General features: G+C 59.4%; 18 protein-coding genes and 1 other RNA gene. 10 read left to right on the top strand and 9 right to left on the bottom strand.

Annotated features, from left to right (window positions below; translation table 11 throughout):
- Positions 1 to 110 precede the first annotated feature (110 nt).
- From rnpB to garL, 3 genes are all read right to left on the bottom strand, one after another.
- An RNA gene (gene rnpB, locus ABLX76_RS19680) (RNase P RNA component class A) lies at positions 111 to 493 on the bottom strand.
- A 248-nt stretch (positions 494 to 741) separates the two neighbouring features.
- Positions 742 to 1,632, bottom strand: a complete 891-nt coding sequence (gene garR / locus ABLX76_RS19675) for a 2-hydroxy-3-oxopropionate reductase (RefSeq protein WP_348875118.1) — start codon at positions 1,630 to 1,632, stop codon at positions 742 to 744.
- A gap of 26 nt (positions 1,633 to 1,658) precedes the next feature.
- Entirely contained in the window at positions 1,659 to 2,429 is a 771-nt protein-coding gene (garL, locus tag ABLX76_RS19670) for a 2-dehydro-3-deoxyglucarate aldolase (RefSeq protein WP_044524826.1), read from the bottom strand.
- A 564-nt stretch (positions 2,430 to 2,993) separates the two neighbouring features.
- On the opposite strand from garL, the gene garD reads away from it, so the two are divergent.
- On the top strand, positions 2,994 to 4,565 hold the full coding sequence (gene garD, locus ABLX76_RS19665; protein ID WP_348875116.1) for a galactarate dehydratase: 1,572 nt from the start codon (positions 2,994 to 2,996) through the stop codon (positions 4,563 to 4,565).
- 181 nt (positions 4,566 to 4,746) lie between these two features.
- Here garD and rsmI read toward each other — a convergent pair whose 3' ends face one another.
- The gene (gene rsmI / locus ABLX76_RS19660; protein WP_023291102.1) at positions 4,747 to 5,610 is read right to left on the bottom strand and encodes a 16S rRNA (cytidine(1402)-2'-O)-methyltransferase; all 864 of its coding nucleotides are present in this window, start codon (positions 5,608 to 5,610) and stop codon (positions 4,747 to 4,749) included.
- Between the two features lie 63 nt (positions 5,611 to 5,673).
- Between rsmI and ABLX76_RS19655 the strand changes: the two genes are divergently transcribed.
- Genes ABLX76_RS19655 through dolP form a run of 4 tightly spaced genes read left to right on the top strand, consistent with a single transcriptional unit; the run spans position 5,674 to position 9,327 of the window.
- Positions 5,674 to 7,782: a penicillin-binding protein activator gene (locus ABLX76_RS19655; RefSeq protein WP_048298403.1), complete on the top strand. Its 2,109-nt coding sequence runs from the start codon at positions 5,674 to 5,676 to the stop codon at positions 7,780 to 7,782.
- Positions 7,740 to 8,126, top strand: a complete 387-nt coding sequence (locus tag ABLX76_RS19650) for a YraN family protein (RefSeq protein WP_023291104.1) — start codon at positions 7,740 to 7,742, stop codon at positions 8,124 to 8,126. The genes ABLX76_RS19655 and ABLX76_RS19650 overlap by 43 nt, the downstream gene beginning before the upstream one ends.
- 25 nt (positions 8,127 to 8,151) lie before the next feature.
- Positions 8,152 to 8,742, top strand: coding sequence for a DnaA initiator-associating protein DiaA (gene diaA / locus ABLX76_RS19645; RefSeq protein ID WP_002918211.1), 591 nt, complete (start codon positions 8,152 to 8,154; stop codon positions 8,740 to 8,742).
- Positions 8,743 to 8,751: 9 nt separating this feature from the next.
- Positions 8,752 to 9,327, top strand: a complete 576-nt coding sequence (gene dolP / locus ABLX76_RS19640; RefSeq protein WP_023291105.1) for a division/outer membrane stress-associated lipid-binding lipoprotein — start codon at positions 8,752 to 8,754, stop codon at positions 9,325 to 9,327.
- A 120-nt stretch (positions 9,328 to 9,447) separates the two neighbouring features.
- Here dolP and ABLX76_RS19635 read toward each other — a convergent pair whose 3' ends face one another.
- Positions 9,448 to 10,488 carry a permease gene (locus ABLX76_RS19635; RefSeq protein WP_023291106.1) on the bottom strand — a complete coding sequence of 347 codons (1,041 nt, stop codon included), beginning with the start codon at positions 10,486 to 10,488 and terminating at the stop codon, positions 9,448 to 9,450.
- A 75-nt stretch (positions 10,489 to 10,563) separates the two neighbouring features.
- Complete coding sequence (locus tag ABLX76_RS19630; protein ID WP_023291107.1) at positions 10,564 to 11,211, bottom strand: NAD(P)H-binding protein; 648 nt, start codon at positions 11,209 to 11,211, stop codon at positions 10,564 to 10,566.
- 128 nt (positions 11,212 to 11,339) lie between these two features.
- Between ABLX76_RS19630 and ABLX76_RS19625 the strand changes: the two genes are divergently transcribed.
- The gene (locus ABLX76_RS19625) at positions 11,340 to 11,876 is read left to right on the top strand and encodes a type 1 glutamine amidotransferase domain-containing protein (protein WP_004206160.1); all 537 of its coding nucleotides are present in this window, start codon (positions 11,340 to 11,342) and stop codon (positions 11,874 to 11,876) included.
- Here the strand turns inward: ABLX76_RS19625 and ABLX76_RS19620 are convergent.
- Complete coding sequence (locus tag ABLX76_RS19620) at positions 11,838 to 12,281, bottom strand: YhbP family protein (RefSeq protein ID WP_065882612.1); 444 nt, start codon at positions 12,279 to 12,281, stop codon at positions 11,838 to 11,840. The two genes, ABLX76_RS19625 and ABLX76_RS19620, sit on opposite strands and share 39 nt — an antisense overlap.
- Before the next feature lie 49 nt (positions 12,282 to 12,330).
- Between ABLX76_RS19620 and ABLX76_RS19615 the strand changes: the two genes are divergently transcribed.
- Positions 12,331 to 12,621 (top strand): GIY-YIG nuclease family protein, encoded by a 291-nt coding sequence (locus ABLX76_RS19615; RefSeq protein ID WP_074186135.1) that lies wholly within the window; start codon positions 12,331 to 12,333, stop codon positions 12,619 to 12,621.
- Here the strand turns inward: ABLX76_RS19615 and ABLX76_RS19610 are convergent.
- Together ABLX76_RS19610 and ABLX76_RS19605 are read right to left on the bottom strand one after the other, a co-directional pair.
- Positions 12,608 to 13,111, bottom strand: a complete 504-nt coding sequence (locus ABLX76_RS19610; protein ID WP_023291110.1) for an N-acetyltransferase — start codon at positions 13,109 to 13,111, stop codon at positions 12,608 to 12,610. The two genes, ABLX76_RS19615 and ABLX76_RS19610, sit on opposite strands and share 14 nt — an antisense overlap.
- Entirely contained in the window at positions 13,105 to 13,629 is a 525-nt protein-coding gene (locus ABLX76_RS19605; RefSeq protein ID WP_002918231.1) for an SCP2 domain-containing protein, read from the bottom strand. Before ABLX76_RS19605 ends, ABLX76_RS19610 begins: the two co-directional genes overlap by 7 nt.
- Before the next feature lie 221 nt (positions 13,630 to 13,850).
- Between ABLX76_RS19605 and ABLX76_RS19600 the strand changes: the two genes are divergently transcribed.
- The 3 genes from ABLX76_RS19600 to ABLX76_RS19590 all read left to right on the top strand — a co-directional run bounded on the left by ABLX76_RS19600 (position 13,851) and on the right by ABLX76_RS19590 (position 16,881).
- A complete protein-coding gene (locus ABLX76_RS19600; protein ID WP_004206164.1) occupies positions 13,851 to 14,846 on the top strand; it encodes a peptidase U32 family protein in 996 nt (331 codons plus the stop codon).
- Between the two features lie 5 nt (positions 14,847 to 14,851).
- The gene (locus ABLX76_RS19595) at positions 14,852 to 15,730 is read left to right on the top strand and encodes a U32 family peptidase (protein ID WP_348875112.1); all 879 of its coding nucleotides are present in this window, start codon (positions 14,852 to 14,854) and stop codon (positions 15,728 to 15,730) included.
- A 143-nt stretch (positions 15,731 to 15,873) separates the two neighbouring features.
- Entirely contained in the window at positions 15,874 to 16,881 is a 1,008-nt protein-coding gene (locus ABLX76_RS19590; RefSeq protein ID WP_017899898.1) for an LLM class flavin-dependent oxidoreductase, read from the top strand.
- Positions 16,882 to 16,915 lie beyond the last annotated feature (34 nt).

Here is a 16,915-nt window from a genome sequence, read left to right as displayed (position 1 = left end):
ACTGACCGATAAGCCGCTTTCTTTTGGGTATAGCGTCGTGGACAGTCATTCATCCGGTTGCCGGTATTCAGATAGCAAAAACCCCGCCGAAGCGGGGTTTTGACATAAAGAGGTGAAACTGACCGATAAGCCGGGTTCTGTCGTGGACAGTCATTCATCTAGGCCAGCAATCGCTCACTGGCTCAAGCAGCCTACCCGGGTTCAGTACGGGCCGTACCTTATGAACCCCTATTTGGCCTTGCTCCGGGTGGAGTTTACCGTGCCACGGACTGTTACCAGCCGCGCGGTGCGCTCTTACCGCACCCTTTCACCCTTACCTGATCCCGCTTGCGCGGGCCATCGGCGGTTTGCTCTCTGTTGCACTGGTCGTGGGCTGTGACACCCCCCAGGCGTTACCTGGCACCTTGCCCTATGGAGCCCGGACTTTCCTCCCCTCCGCCCGTCTCCCCCCGAAAGAGGACGACGACGAAGCGGCGACTGTCTGGTCAGCTTCGGCGCGCAGTATAGTGGGTTTACCGCCCGTTGTCATCCCTCTGTCGTCATCCCGGCCTGCAGGGCGGCAGCGCTATTGCGCGACGCACGAGAAATATTGTCCAACGCGCGCGAAACGCCGCTTACTGCGTCGCAACCGAGGTAAACACGCGGAAGACGACGCCGATACCGCGTCCAGGCTCGCCCCGCCGTGGCAGTCTGATACTGTTGCGCCAGGCATAACCACCGGGCCGCGCAGAGCTCTTCTTGTTAGCGAGTCACTTCCACTTTCGCCAGCTTTTCGTAGTAACAAGCCAGCGCGCTATGGTCAGCGGTGCCCAGACCGTCCGCACGCAGCGCCTGCATCATCTCCATTACCGCCGCCGTCAGCGGCAGCTGAGCGCCCACGCCGTGGGAGGTATCCAGCGCATTGGCCAGATCTTTAATATGCAGATCGATCCGGAAGCCCGGCTTGAAGTTACGATCCATCACCATCGGCGCTTTGGCATCCAGCACGGTACTCCCCGCCAGACCACCGCGGATCGCCTGATAAACCAGATCCGGATTGACGCCGGCTTTGGTGGCCAGAGTCAGCGCTTCGGACATGGCAGCGATGTTCAGGGCGACAATCACCTGATTGGCCAGTTTGGTCACATTGCCCGCGCCGATGTCGCCGGTATGCACCACGGAGCCGGCCATCGCTTTCATCAGCTCGTAATATTTGTCGAAGACCGCCTTGTCGCCGCCGACCATTACCGACAGGGTGCCGTCGATCGCTTTTGGTTCGCCGCCGCTTACTGGCGCGTCCAGCATATCAATGCCTTTAGCCTTCAGCGCTTCGCTGATTTCCCGGCTGGCCAGCGGCGCAATAGAGCTCATGTCGATCACCACGGTGCCCGGTTTCGCGCCTTCAATAATGCCGTTCTCCCCCAGCGCCACCTCTTTGACATGCGGCGAGTTCGGCAGCATGGTGATGATCACGTCGCACTGCTCGGCAATCGCCTTCGGCGTGGTCGCGGTCTCTGCGCCCGCGGCAATCACGTCGGCAATCGCTTCCGGGTTACGGTCAGACACCACCAGCGAGTAACCCGCATTCAGCAAATTTTTGCTCATCGGCTTGCCCATAATGCCAAGACCGATAAAACCCACTTTGATTGTCATATTGTTCTCTCTCTTCATCCTGGTGACTATTTTTTAAAGGCATCAGCAAGTTTCTGGGTTGCGGAACGGAAGACGCCCAGATCGCTGCCGACGGCGACAAAAGAGGCGCCCCACTCCAGGTAGCGCCGCGCATCGGCCTCCACCGGCGCCAGAATGCCGCTTGGCTTACCGTGCTTCTTCGCGCTGGCGAAGATATGCTGGATGGCGCGCTGCACCTCAGGATGGGCGGCATTGCCCAGATGACCTAGCGCGGCGGCCAGGTCGCTCGGGCCGACGAACAGGCCGTCGACACCTTCGATCGCGGCAATCGCCTCGACGTTGTCCACCCCGATCTGGCTCTCAATCTGTACCAGAACGGAAATGTTCTTATTGGACTGGGCGAAGTAGTCCGGCACGGTGCCGAACATATTGCCGCGATGGGAAACGGAAACCCCACGGATCCCTTCCGGCGGATAGCGGGTAGAAGCCACCGCCTGCGCCGCCTGTTCAGCCGTCTCGACAAACGGCACCAGGAAGTTATAGAAGCCGATATCCAGCATGCGCTTGATAATGATGGGCTCGTTGGTCGGCACGCGAACCACCTGAGCGCTGGAACTGCCTTTCAGCGCCATAAGCTGCGGGATAAGCGTGGTGACGTCGTTCGGCGCGTGTTCCGCGTCCAGTACCAGCCAGTCGAAACCCGCCAGACCCAACACCTCGGTGCTAATCGGATTGGCCAGCGCGCACCAGCAGCCAATCTGCACCTGATGAGCCGCCAGCGCGGCCTTAAATTTGTTCGGGAAAATTGCGTTATCCATGATTTTTACCTTGCGTTAACCGTTGCTAACTTCTGCAATTCATTCGTTATATCACCAGCCCGGCGAGAGAGCCCCATTAGGCTGGAAAAGCGTATCGCCTGACCCCAAATATTATCCGCAGAGTAAACCGGCGAATGGGTGTCCTTTTTTATTCCCTGACCTTGAGTCCGGAAAATGTAAGCCCATCGCAAATTAACCATTTTTTATTATTCATTAGGTCACGGCTAAATTATTAACCCGCGATTCAAAGGCCAACCATGCAGATATCGGACGTCACAAAAACACGACTCAGTATAGTCAGCGCCAACTCGCCAGACACTATGCATAAACACAATATAAATACATTTTTAAAAGCTTAAGTTGGGCAATCGCCTTAAGCCATGGGCGCTAATCCACACTTCTTACGATTGCCCGCCCACCGCACGCGTCCATGGCGATAAGGAGTGATTTAGATCACATCTTCATGCCGACACACCTGACATTCTTTATTTCATTATTCTGCTCTACCGCGCCAGAATGACCATTTAATTATATTTTTAGCACCTGTTTGGAGATAACTGGACAATGGCCGATATTTCAATTCGACAACCATCGCCGACCGCGTTTTATATAAAAGTTGACCCAACAGATAATGTGGCGATTATTGTCAACGATCGGGGATTGACCGCCGGAACGCGTTTCCCGGACGGCCTTACGCTCATCGAGCACATCCCACAGGGGCATAAAGGCGCCCTGGCGGATATCCCTGCCCGCGGTGAAATTATCCGTTACGGAGAAGTCATTGGCTTCGCGGTGCGCGACATCCCCCAGGGAAGCTGGATTGACGAGTCGTTAGTGGAGTTGCCTACCGCCCCGCCGTTGAACACCCTGCCGCTGGCCACCAAAGTGCCCGCCCCGCTACCGCCGCTGGAAGGCTACACCTTCGAGGGCTACCGCAATGCCGACGGCAGCGTGGGCACCAAAAATCTGCTGGGTATCACCACCAGCGTGCACTGCGTTGCGGGCGTGGTCGATTACGTGGTGAAACTCATTGAACGCGACCTGCTGCCGAACTATCCCAACGTCGACGGCGTGGTGGGTCTGAATCACCTCTATGGCTGCGGCGTAGCGATTAATGCGCCAGCGGCGGTGGTGCCGATTCGCACCATCCACAATATCGCCCTTAACCCGAACTTCGGCGGCGAGGTGATGGTCATTGGCCTTGGCTGTGAAAAGCTGCAGCCCGAACGCCTGCTGCAGGGGACCGAAGATGTCAAAAGCATCCCGGTGGACAGCGCCAGCATCGTCAGCCTGCAGGATGAAAAGCACGTGGGCTTTAAATCAATGGTCGATGACATTCTGCAGGTCGCCGAGCGCCATCTGGCGAAACTCAACCAGCGTCAGCGGGAAACCTGCCCGGCCTCTGAGCTGGTGGTGGGTATGCAGTGCGGCGGCAGCGACGCTTTCTCCGGCGTGACCGCCAACCCGGCGGTGGGTTACGCCTCCGATCTGCTGGTGCGCTGCGGCGCGACGGTGATGTTCTCAGAGGTGACCGAAGTCCGCGACGCTATCCATCTGCTGACCCCGCGGGCAATCAACGAAGAGGTGGGTCAACGCCTGCTGGAAGAGATGGCCTGGTACGATAACTATCTCGACATGGGCAAAACCGACCGCAGCGCCAACCCCTCCCCCGGCAACAAGAAAGGCGGCCTGGCCAACGTGGTGGAAAAAGCGCTGGGGTCGATTGCCAAATCAGGCAAAAGCGCCATCGTTGAGGTGCTTTCCCCTGGGCAGCGCCCGACCAAACGCGGCCTGATTTACGCTGCCACCCCCGCCAGCGATTTTGTCTGCGGCACCCAGCAGGTGGCCTCTGGCATCACGGTGCAGGTATTCACCACCGGCCGCGGCACGCCTTACGGACTGATGGCGGTACCGGTGATAAAAATGGCGACCCGTACCGAGCTGGCTAACCGCTGGTATGACTTAATGGACATTAACGCCGGCACCATCGCCACCGGCGAAGAGACGATTGAGGATGTGGGGCTGAAGCTGTTCGAATTCATTCTCGACGTCGCCAGCGGACGCAAGAAAACCTTCTCCGATCAATGGGGTCTGCATAACCAACTGGCGGTGTTTAACCCGGCGCCGGTGACCTGATCGAGAGCGTAAGGGTTTAACCACGTTAAGCCCGGATTTATCCGGGCTGGTTGGTTAGGGGTGCTGTGCGGCAAGGAAGGCGGGCTGCACTTTTCTTCCGACATTTCTTCCGACATGTCGGATGACGCTCAAGCCTCCCTTCACTATCTGAAGGGAGGCGGCTTTAACTGGTTTTACAGGATCACTCCCCCTGCTGCTCCAGGGCATACTTATACAGCGCATTCTTCTTCACACCGTGGATCTCCGCGGCCAGCGCAGCGGCTTTCTTCAGCGGCAGCTCCGCCTGCAGCAGCGCCAGGGTACGCAGCGCCGCCGCCGGCAGCGCCTCTTCCTGCGCCTTAAAGCCTTCGACGATCAGCACCATCTCGCCTTTGCGCCGGTTTTCGTCTTCCCTGACCCACGCCACCAGCTCGCCAATCGGCGCCCCGTGGATCGATTCCCAGGTTTTGGTTAGCTCGCGGGCCAGCACCACGTAGCGGGATTCTCCCAGTACCGCGCAGATATCTTCCAGACTCTCCACCAGCCGGTGGGTCGACTCGTAGAAGATGAGGGTGCGCGGCTCTTCTTCCAGCGCTTTCAGGGTATCGCGACGGCCTTTCGATTTCGCCGGCAGGAAGCCTTCATAGCAGAAACGATCGGAGGGCAAACCGGCGGCGCTGAGGGCGGCGATGGCCGCGCAGGGTCCCGGCAGCGGTACGACGCGAATATTCGCTTCACGACAGGTGCGCACCAGATGGTAGCCTGGGTCGTTAATCAGCGGCGTGCCGGCATCGGAGACCAGCGCGATGTTTTGCCCTTCTTTCAGTTTAGCGAGAAGTGTTTCCGCCTTTTGCTGCTCGTTATGGTCATGAAGCGCAAACAAGCGGGCGTTAATCGCAAAATGCTGCAGCAGCAAACCGGTGTGGCGGGTATCCTCCGCAGCAATTAAATCAACGGCTTGCAACACTTCCAGTGCGCGCTGCGTGATATCAGACAGATTTCCTATCGGAGTGGGCACAATATAGAGCTGCCCCTGAGAATTATCCGCTGATTCGTGTTGTTTCATTGTCTCGTCCGTATTGCCGATTTAATATTGAGCATTGAGCCAAAAAAATATCACTGGACACTTATGGTACCGTCAACATTTCTTCGTTCTAAGCCCGCGCGCTGTCTGCCCGTATTGCTGGCTACTCTTCTTTTTGCTGGCTGCGGCACCCACACGCAGGATCAAAGTACGGCGTTTATGCAGGGTACGTCGCAGGCCAACTCCAGTTTCTACTTGCAGCAGATGCAGCAAAGCACGAATGATAGCAAGACCAACTGGCAATTACTCGCCATTCGTGCACTGCTGCAGGAAGGAAAGAAGCAGCAGGCCATCGACCTGTTTAACCAGCTGCCGTCGAACCTGGACAGCACCCAGGCCCGTGAACAGTCACTGCTGGCGATAGAAGTGAAGCTGGCGCAGAACGACTATCAGGGGGCCCGTACGCTGCTGGCTAAGCTTGACCCGGCAAGCCTGGAGCAGCCTCAGCAGGCGCGCTACTGGCAGGCGCAAATCGATGCCAGCCAGGGTAAACCATCGGTTACGCTGCTGCGCGCCTTAATCGCCCAGCAGCCGCTGCTGAGCGATGCCAAACAGCGCCAGCAAAATATTGACGCGACCTGGCAAGCGCTGACCGCGATGACCCAGGATCAGGCCAATGCGCTGGTGATCAATGCCGATGAAAATACCCTCCAGGGCTGGCTGGATCTGCAGCGGATGTGGTTTGACAACCGCAACGATCCCACGCTGCTGAAAGCCGGCGTCAAAGACTGGCAGACGCGCTACCCGCAAAACCCGGGCGCCAAAATGCTGCCGACGGCGCTGGTGAACATGCAAAACTATAAGCCCGCCTCCATCAACAAGATTGCGCTTTTCCTGCCGCTGAACGGCCAGGCGTCGATCTTCGGCCGTACCATCCAGCAGGGCTTCGAAGCCGCCAAAAACGGCGCGCCGTCGGTGACGGGCAGCGCGGTTCCCGCTCAGGTCGCCCAGGCGGCGAACGCGTCCGGTAATGATGACGTGGTAAGCCCGTCGCAGGCGGAAATTAGCGATCTTACGGCTACCGGAAGTCGCGCTGAACCGGTGCAGGCCCCGGCGCAAACCCAGGCAACGCCAGCCGCGGAGCCGGCCGCTCAGGCCCCGGCAGCGGTCGCCGCGCCGCAGACCACCGCCTCTCCGGCCACCCAGCCGGTCACTGCCCCGGCCGCACAGCCGCAGCCAGTGGTCGCCACCGCCGCCAACCCCTCTGCAGAACTGAAAATTTACGATACCACCAGCCAGCCGATCGGCCAGCTGCTTGCTCAGGCTCAGCAGGACGGCGCCACCCTCGTCGTCGGACCGCTGCTGAAAGAGAACGTCGAAGATGTTATCAAGAGCAATACGCCGCTCAACGTGCTGGCGCTCAACCAGCCGGAGAAGGTCGAAGGCCGCGCTAATATCTGCTATTTCGCGCTGTCGCCGGAAGACGAAGCGCGTGACGCCGCCCGACATATCCATCAACAGGGCAAACAGACGCCGTTGCTGCTGGTTCCGCGCGGCGCGCTGGGCGATCGTGTGGTCAGCGCGTTTGCCGACGAGTGGCTGAAGCTGGGCGGCGCCAGCGTCCTGCAGCAGCGTTTTGGCTCCACGGCGGAGCTGCGCGCCGGCGTTAACGGCGGAGGGGGCATTGCGCTGAGCGGCACCCCGGTCTCCACCCTGCCATCAGCGCAGAACAGCGTCCTCGGCAGTGCGGATGAGATGCCGGTTAGCAGCGGCGGCAGCGTCGACGCGGCCTACATCCTCGCCACCCCGGAACAGATTGGCTATATCAAACCCATGATCGCGATGCGCAACGGCAGCCAGAGCAATGTCACCCTGTACGCCAGCTCGCGTAGCGCGCAGGGCACCGCAGGTCCGGATTTCCGTCTGGAGATGGAAGGCCTGCAGTATAGCGAAATCCCGATGCTGGCTGGCAGCAACCCGGCGCTGATGCAGCAGGCGCTGTCTGCGGTGCGCAATGACTACTCGCTGGCGCGTCTGTATGCGATGGGCGCTGACGCCTGGTCGCTGGCAAACCACTTCACGCAAATGCGCCAGACGCCGGGCTTCGAACTGAACGGGAATACCGGCGATCTGACGGCGACTCAGGACTGCGTGATTAACAGGAAACTGTCATGGCTCAAGTACCAGCAGGGACAAATCGTCCCGGCCAGCTAAGCAAACAGACCGGCGATGCATGGGAACACCGTGCTCGCCGCTGGCTGGAAGGCCAGGGCCTGCGTTTTATCGCCGCCAACGCCCGCGAGCGTGGCGGCGAAATTGACCTCATCATGCGCGACGGCGCCGTCACCGTCTTTGTCGAGGTGCGCTACCGCCGCAGCGCCCTGTACGGTGACGCGGCGGCCAGCGTCACCCCGCAAAAACAGCAACGCCTCCTTAAAGCCGCCCGTTTGTGGCTCTGCCGACAGAATGGGAGCTTTGAGACTGTGGATTGCCGTTTCGATGTGGTAGCCTTCACCGGAAACGACATCCAATGGCTAAAAAACGCCTTTGGCGAATAGCGTAATACCAGAAGTAAGGGATCCCGTGCTCGACAGAATCAAAGCCTGCTTTACCGAAAGCATTCAAACCCAAATTGCCGCAGCAGAAGCACTCCCGGACGCCATCTCCCGGGCGGCGATGACGCTCGTGCAGTCCCTGCTCAACGGCAACAAAATCCTCTGTTGTGGTAATGGCACTTCCGCCGCCAACGCACAGCATTTTGCTGCCAGCATGATTAATCGTTTTGAAACGGAACGCCCTGGTTTACCCGCCATTGCACTAAACACCGATAATGTGGTCTTAACTGCCATCGCTAACGATCGCCTGCATGACGAGATTTACGCCAAGCAGGTGCGCGCCCTGGGACATGCCGGCGATGTGCTGCTGGCAATCTCCACGCGCGGTAACAGCCGGGACATCGTCAAGGCAGTGGAAGCCGCCGTGACCCGCGACATGACCATCGTCGCGTTGACCGGCTATGACGGCGGTGAGCTGGCGGGCCTGTTAGGTCAGCAGGATGTCGAAATTCGCATCCCCTCGCACCGCAGCGCGCGTATCCAGGAGATGCATATGCTGACCGTCAACTGTCTGTGCGATTTGATAGATAACACTCTTTTTCCACACCAGGACGATTAAGGAGAACACATGAAGGCTCTCTCGCCCCTCGCCATCCTGCTTTCTGCACTACTGCTGCAGGGCTGCGTTGCCGCCGCGGTAGTCGGAACGGCAGCAGTCGGCACTAAAGCCGCAACGGACCCGCGTACGGTGGGAACCCAGGTCGATGACAGCACCCTGGAACTGCGCGTCAATAGCGCCTTGTCGAAAGATGAACAGATTAAGAAACAGGCCCGCATCAACGTTACCGCTTATCAGGGCAAAGTCCTGCTGACCGGTCAGTCGCCGACGCCGGACCTCTCAGCCCGCGCCAAGCAAATCGCCATGGGCGTGGAAGGAACCACGGAAGTGTTTAACGAAGTGCGCCAGGGCCAGCCGATTGGTTTAGGCACCGCCTCTTCTGATACCTGGATTACCACCAAGGTGCGTTCGCAGCTGCTGGGCACCGATCAGGTCAAATCCTCGAACGTGAAGGTGACCACGGAAAACAGCGAAGTCTTCCTGATGGGGCTGGTGACTGACCGTGAAGGCCGCGCGGCGGCGGATATCGCCAGCCGGGTGAGCGGCGTGTCCCGGGTGACTACCGCCTTTACCTACATCAAATAAAGCTGCAGTTTCCCGGCTGGCGCTACGCTTAGCCGGGCTGCAGTCCCCTGTTCGTTATGTGCCGGGTTAGGCGTAGCGCCGCCCGGCACACCATCCGGCTATCCGTACGTTTACAGCACACTACACCAGCGCCAGCGCACCGACAATCGCGCCGCACAGCGCCACCAGCCCGCCGGTCAGCCACAGCGCTTTGGCCGGGAAGGCTTTGCGCAGCATAATCAGCGACGGCACGCTCACCGCCGGCAACGTAATCAGCAGCGCCAGCGCCGGCGCGACGCCCATCCCTGCCAGCATCATCGTCTGGACAATCGGAATTTCCGCCGCGGTAGGGATCACAAACAGGCAGCCGGCGATCGCCATCGCGATGACCCAGAACAAGGTATTATCCACCACGCCATCAGCGTGCGGGAACAGCCAGACGCGCGCCGCCCCCAGCACCAGTACCGCAAGGATATAAACCGGGATGGTGTTCCAGAACAACGTCCACAGCGCCCGCAGCCAGCGGCTAAAGAAACCGCCCTGGGCCGCTTCCGGTTGCGCTTCAGGCACCACGGCAGGCTGCGTCGCCGCCTCTTTTACCCATTTTTGCACCAGCGTTGCGACAATCAGCACCGTCGCCAGGCCCGCCACCAGGCGAACCAGCGCAAACTGCCAGCCCAGAACAAAGCCCATAAACACCAATGTCGCCGGGTTGAGCAGCGGATTGCCCATCCAGAACGCCAGCGCCCCGCCCATCGACACCTGCTGTTTGCGCATCCCGGCCGCGACCGGCGCGGCGCAGCAGGTGCACATCATGCCTGGCAGCGAGAAAATCGCCCCCAGCAGCGTCCCCTGAAAACGCGATTGCCCCAGGGTGCGCAGCAGCCAGTCGCGCGGGATCAGCACCTGAATCAGCGACCCGAGCAGCACGCCGAGCACCGCCGCTTTCCAGACGGCAAGGAAGTAAACCATCGCGTAGTCCCACGCCGCCTTTAACGGATTAGCGTCGGCCTGGGCGAGAATGGATTTACCGATACTGTGGGTTTCCGCCGCGGTGAAGGCTTTCCCGTAGTACGGCTGCCATTTGACGAACCACAGGCCGACAATCACGACGAGAAAGAAAAGCGCGGGTTTCCACCATTGAAATGGTGACGCCGCCTGAGATGAAGACTGACCAGCCATAGCATTCCCCAGCAAGAAATGTGGATATGAATTGAAGCCGTGAATACTACGCCGGAAGCCTGCGTTTGCAAACCGCTATTCCGCCTGCCGCGCGGCGCGCTCCCGCAGCTCGGACGATGACAGAATTTGCACCCCTTCGTGAGTGGGCGACAGCGCCTCCTCCAGCAGGGCAATCGCCACGTCGCGGGCCGCAATGGATTTCCAGTTCCCCGGTAAGAGTCGGAACAGCGGTTCGAGGAAGGTCTCATTGGCCCGTTTTTTTTCCCGCTCGCCTGACAGCATCGACGGCCGGGCAATGGTCAGCCGCGGCCATCCCTGCTCGATCAGCGCCGCCTCCATTTCCCCCTTCACCCGATTGTAGAAAAATGGCGAGTGGGCGTTAGCGCCCATCGCGCTGACCACCAGCATATGCTGAGCGCCTAGCCGTTTGCCGGTCAGCGCCGTATCAACAACCAGCGTAAAGTCGGCATGGACAAAGGCCTCTTTACTTCCCGCTTCCCGGCGCGTCGTTCCCAGACAGCAGAAGACGATATCGACCGGGTCGACCACCTGCGCCAGGGCATCGGTCAGCTGCGGATCGTACGGATTAAACACGCCTTCCGCCGGCGCCAGTGGGCGACGCGTCGGGGCGGCGATGGTGCTGATGCGGGGTTCATTCTGCAGCAGCCGGAGTAAGTGACCGCCAACTAACCCGGTCGCGCCGGTCAATAATACCTGACTCATTGATTCTCCTTTACGGAATTCTCTGCCTTGCACTTTCGCGCTCATGTTCCAGGCTTAATACCTTACAAGGTAAGTATCCACCATCATCATGGAATTACCTCATTGACCATCCAGACAGCGGAGGAAGCATGAGTAAAAAGATAGCCGTGCTCATTACCGACGACTTTGAAGATTCTGAATTTACCTCTCCCGCCGAGGCGTTTAAGCTCGCCGGGCATCAGGTCGTGACGATCGAAAAGCAGGCTGGCAAGACGGTGAAGGGTAAACAGGGAGAAGCAGAGGTCGCCATCGATCGGGCCATTGATGACGTCACACCGGGTGAATTTGATGCCTTGTTGCTGCCAGGGGGCTATTCCCCGGACCAGCTGCGCGGGGATGAACGCTTTGTCACCTTTACGCGCGATTTTGTCAACGGCGGGAAGCCGGTCTTCGCCATCTGCCACGGCCCGCAGCTGCTGATCAGCGCCGATGTGATCCGCGGGCGCAAGCTCACGGCGGTAAAACCGATCGTGGTGGATGTGAAAAACGCCGGGGGCGAGTTTTACGACCAGGAGGTGGTGGTCGATAACGAACAGCTGGTCACCAGCAGAACGCCGGACGATCTGCCGGCCTTCAATCGCGAAGCGCTACGCCTGCTCGGCGCCGGCATCGCGCCGCCAGTGTAGCTTTTTCCCGAACCCCAGCGTGTTGTCGGTAAACTTGATTTCGTCCGGACGAATCTCCCAGACCGGCGCCGACAGCATGCGGGCCACCGGGAAACGCTTGACGTAGCGCTGGCGCATTCGCGCCTCTTCGTCGCCGCGCAGACGACGGATCTCGCCCTGGAACTGCACGCCGCGGATCAGGGCCACGGTCTTGGGCTGACCGTTGACCGTCCCGGCCACCTTCGCCCGCTCGCCGGTCATCTGGCCGTGGCGGGTGTGCTCCTCGCTGAGCAGATAAAAGGCCACGGCATCCGGGTCATAGACGTAAAAGGCATTCGCACACCACAGCTCGTCGTCACGGGAGACGCACCAGGTGACGACGTGCTGTTTACTCAGCCAGCGGCCAATGGCGGCAAGCGTATCCATCTTTCTTCTCCGTTATGCTATGGTGCATACACCTTACCATAGTGACTTTGTGACCGTGTGCTGGTTTCTGTATCTCATTCGAACCGCGGATAATCGCCTCTATACCGGCATCACCACCGATGTGCAGCGCCGCTTTCGCCAGCATCAGGCAGGGAAAGGCGCGAAGGCGTTGCGCGGCAAAGGCGACCTGCGACTGGCCTTTAGTCATGAAGTTGGTGAACACTCACTTGCTTTGCGGCTGGAATACCGCATTAAGCAGCTAACGAAGCGCGAAAAAGAGCGCCTCGTTGCCGGAGAGGATACCGTTGAAACCCTGCTGGCAAGGCTTAAAAACGATTAAAGTGGTCGCTGTATTCGACCTGGCCGTGGACGCCTTCGAGGGCGTCATCCGCCAGGCGATGCACCTGGAACGCCTCCGCGCTGTCCGGCCAGCGGCAGCGGAGATCGAAGCGCGCGGCCGGTTCAAAACCAAAGCGACGGTATAACGCCGGGTCGCCCAGCGTCACCACCGCGGCATAGCCAAACTCATTCAGCGAATCCAGCCCTTCATAGACCAGCTGCCGGCCAATGCCCTGTCCGCGATAGCGTTCATCCACCGCCAGCGGCGCCAGGCCGACCCACTGCAGCTCTTCACCTTCCACCGCAACCGGGCTGAAGGCAACGTAGCCGATCACCTGGCCTTCATCATCCGTCGCCACTACCCCCAGCGTGATCAGTCCATCTTCACGCAGATCGTGCACCAGCTGCGCTTCGGCATCGCGGCCGAAGGTACGACGCAGCAGCGCGTCGATTCCCGGTGCATCAATCCCAATTTCCACTCGAATCAGCATGCCTCACCTACCGATGTCTGTTCAGGTTTCTGCGGGCTCTTCAGTCCAGCTTCGACAAAATCCGCCAGTTGCAGCAACATCACGCGCAGCGCTTTGGGCATCTGCTCGAGCTCAATGGCGTCCATCAAATTTTTTACATACAGCCCCAGCTCCGTATCGCCTTCAATAACCAGACGACGCTGGAAGAATAGCGTATCCGGATCCTGCTTGCGCGCGGCGATCATTAACAGATCGCTGGCGTCGGCGCTGAAGCTGACGTCGGCGTCGGCCTGCTGGCTGACCACCAGGCGACCATCGACTACCGAGGTATACCACAGCAGACCGATGTCACGCACATGAATACTTAACCAGCGCCCCTCGAGAAACTCCAGCTCACCCTCCGCCAGCGCCTGGCGAAACTGCCAGCTAAGCACCTGCTCCAGCACCTGGCGCTTGAGGGCAAAAGGCGCCAGCTTAACCGGCACGCTCATTAAAGACGGGCCAAAGTGGACCAGCCGGGAACGCAGTTTATCCAACACAAGCTTTACTCCATGAATGCAATTGTGCCGCTATTGTGCCATATCACATAAACAACATAGCGGCGTAAATCAACAAAAACGCGATGACGGCAGCCAGTTATTGGCGCCGCCAATACACTTTTAACTGCCTCAAATCAAAAATTGTCACCAGAAGGTTAACTAAAATCCCTGCTCGTTAACCATTCAGCGTCCCTGACGGGCCGCATTTTTCAGGAAAAATTATGGAGCTGCTCTGCCCAGCCGGTAACCTTCCGGCGCTTAAGGCGGCCATCGAAAACGGCGCCGATGCCGTCTATATCGGGCTGAAAGATGACACCAACGCCCGCCACTTTGCCGGCCTTAATTTCACCGAAAAGAAACTGCAGGAAGCCGTCAGCTTTGTGCATCAGCACCGTCGTAAGCTGCATATCGCCATCAACACCTTCGCCCACCCCGACGGCTACGCCCGCTGGCAGCGCGCGGTGGATATGGCGGCTCAGCTGGGCGCCGATGCGCTCATTCTGGCCGATATCGCCATGCTGGAGTACGCCGCGGAGCGCTATCCGCATATAGAACGCCATGTGTCGGTACAGGCTTCCGCCACCAATGAAGAGGCCATTCGCTTCTATCATCGCAACTTCGACGTGGCGCGCGTCGTACTGCCGCGGGTGTTATCTATTCACCAGGTCAAACAGCTGGCCCGCGCCACGCCGGTGCCGCTGGAAGTCTTTGCCTTCGGCAGCCTGTGCATCATGGCGGAAGGCCGCTGCTATCTCTCTTCCTACCTGACCGGCGAATCGCCCAACACCGTCGGCGCCTGTTCGCCTGCGCGCTTCGTGCGCTGGCAGCAAACCCCGCAGGGGCTGGAATCGCGTCTCAATGAGGTGCTGATTGACCGCTATCAGGATGGGGAAAACGCGGGCTACCCAACGTTGTGTAAAGGCCGCTACCTGGTCGATGGCGAGCGCTATCACGCGCTGGAGGAGCCCACCAGCCTCAACACTCTGGAACTGTTGCCGGAGCTGATGGCCGCCAATATCGCCTCAGTGAAAATCGAAGGCCGTCAGCGCAGCCCAGCCTACGTCACCCAGGTGGCGAAAGTCTGGCGCCAGGCGATCGATCGCTGCAAAGCCGATCCGCAGAATTTCGTGCCGCAATCCGCATGGATGGAAACCCTTGGCTCCATGTCCGAAGGGACACAAACCACCCTTGGCGCCTATCACCGTAAATGGCAGTGAGAAACATGAAATATTCATTAGGGCCGGTGCTTTACTACTGGCCAAAAGAGACGCTGGAAGATTTTTACCAGCAGGCGGCAAACTGCAGCGCCGACACCATTTATCTCGGCGAAGCGGTGTGCAGCAAACGCCGCGCCACCAAAGTCGGCGACTGGATCGAGATGGCGAAAGCGCTGGCCGGCAGCGGCAAGCAGGTGGTGCTGTCTACCCTCGCGCTGGTGCAGGCCTCCTCTGAACTGGGCGAGCTGAAGCGCTATGTCGATAACGGTGAGTTCCTGATTGAGGCCAGCGATTTGGGCGTGGTGAACCTCTGCGCCGAACGCAAGCTGCCGTTCGTCGCCGGGCATGCGCTGAACTGCTACAACGCCGTCACTCTGCGTCTGCTGCTTAAGCAAGGTATGGTGCGCTGGTGCATGCCGGTGGAGCTTTCCCGCAACTGGCTGGCTAATTTACTGACCCAGTGCGAAGAGCTGGGTATTCGCAATCAGTTTGAAGTCGAAGTGCTGAGCTACGGCCATCTGCCGCTGGCTTATTCCGCCCGCTGCTTTACCGCCCGCTCGGAAGATCGGCCAAAGGATGAGTGCGAGACCTGCTGCATCAAGTACCCAACCGGGCGCAGCATGCTGTCCCAGGAGAACCAGCAGGTGTTCGTGCTCAACGGTATCCAGACCATGAGCGGCTATGTCTACAACCTCGGCAATGAGCTGACGTCCATGCACGGCCTGGTGGATATGGTGCGCCTGTCGCCGATGGGCAACGAGACCTTCGCCATGCTCGACGCCTTCCGCGCCAATGAAAACGGCGCTGCGCCGCTGGCGCTCACCGGCAACAGCGATTGCAACGGCTACTGGAAACGGCTGCCTGGGCTGGCGCTGCAGGCCTGATAAACCGCTCACTTTGTTAACAGCAGTGCTCAGATTTTAATGCATTATTAAAGATGCAGCTTTTCTGGCTGGCGCGTCCTGGATGCGCCAGGCTGGAAGAAGACCTTCAATCTGATGACGATGCTGTAGCAAAGTGAGCCTTTATGACTGACAAATCTGTTCCGTTCTCGGTGCTCGATCTGGCGCCGATCCCGCAAGGATCTTCTGCTAAAGAAGCCTTTACCCACTCTCTGGATCTCGCCCGGCTGGCCGAATCGCGCGGCTATCACCGCTACTGGCTGGCGGAGCACCACAATATGGTCGGCATTGCCAGCGCAGCGACCTCGGTGCTAATTGGCTATCTCGCAGCCAATACCACCACCCTGCATCTGGGGTCCGGCGGGGTGATGCTGCCCAACCACTCTCCGCTGGTGATTGCCGAGCAGTTCGGTACGCTCAATACGCTCTACCCGGGACGCATCGATCTCGGCCTTGGCCGCGCGCCGGGCAGCGATCAGCCCACCATGCGCGCCCTGCGTCGCCATATGAGCGGCGATGTCGATAACTTCCCGCGCGATGTCGCGGAGCTGGTGGACTGGTTTGACGCCCGCGATCCGAACCCGCACGTGCGCCCGGTTCCCGGCTATGGCGAACGAATTCCGGTGTGGCTGCTGGGCTCAAGCCTCTACAGCGCCCAGCTGGCGGCGCAGCTCGGCCTGCCGTTCGCGTTCGCTTCGCACTTCGCGCCGGATATGCTGTTCCAGGCCCTGCACCTGTATCGCAGCAACTTTACGCCCTCAGCGCGGCTGGAAAAACCGTATGCCATGGTGTGCATCAATATCATCGCCGCCGACAGCAACCGCGATGCGGAGTTTCTCTTCACTTCCATGCAGCAGGCATTTGTGAAGCTACGTCGCGGCGAAACCGGACAGCTACCGCCGCCGGTGGAAAATATGCATCAGCTGTGGTCAGCGTCCGAGCAGTATGGCGTGCAGCAGGCGCTGCGCATGTCGCTGGTGGGTGATAAAACCAAAGTCCGCCACGGCTTAGAGTCGATTTTGCGGGAAACCGAGGCGGACGAAATCATGGTCAATGGCCAAATCTTCGACCACCAGGCGCGCCTGCATTCTTTCGATTTAGCGATGCAGGTGAAAGAGGAATTGTTGGGTTAATCAAAATCCAGGCCCGGTGGACGTCGCGCCACCG

Source organism: Klebsiella sp. JB_Kp004, assembly GCF_040065795.1.
GTDB lineage: Bacteria > Pseudomonadota > Gammaproteobacteria > Enterobacterales > Enterobacteriaceae > Klebsiella > Klebsiella quasipneumoniae.
This window is presented reverse-complemented; position numbering and strand designations above follow the sequence as displayed.